Consider the following 459-nt stretch of genomic DNA (forward strand, 5'->3'; position numbering starts at 1 on the left):
CGCCGTTCGCGCGGGAAGCTCGCGGGGCCGATCGCAGGATCGGCCCTGTTTCGTTGCGCCGGCATCATTGCGCCGGACAAAGTACGAGGCCCTCGCCGCTTGCGCGGCGAGGGCCTCGTCGACACACCCGGCTTCGGGCGGCGTGCCGCTCAGTGCGCCACCAGCCCCTTCAGCACGGTTTCCAGCGTGGTCGGGGCCACTCGATGCTCGCTGCCCTCGCGCTCGAAATCGATCCAGCCTTCGTTGAAGCCGTCGATCATGCGGATGCGCGGCATCGGATACTGCATGCCCTGCGAGCGGAACAGCGCCTCCCAGGTATAGCGCGGCACGGGAGCCATCGTCACCGGATGACCGAGCGCCGCCGCGAAGGCCGCGCCGATGTCGTTCGCGCTGTAGCGGCGCGGGCCCTCCAGCTCGACCACGCGCGTGCCGGTCCAGTCCTCGCGCAGCATGGCCGCG

At 70.6% G+C, this 459-nt stretch carries 1 pseudogene; it reads right to left on the reverse strand.

From position 1 onward, the window contains the following. Nucleotides 1-149: 149 nt before the first annotated feature. A pseudogene (locus FQ755_RS14965) lies at nt 150-459 on the reverse strand (NmrA family transcriptional regulator); the annotation flags it as partial.

It is taken from the genome of Paraburkholderia sp. BCC1885, from assembly GCF_900996235.1.
GTDB lineage: Bacteria > Pseudomonadota > Gammaproteobacteria > Burkholderiales > Burkholderiaceae > Paraburkholderia.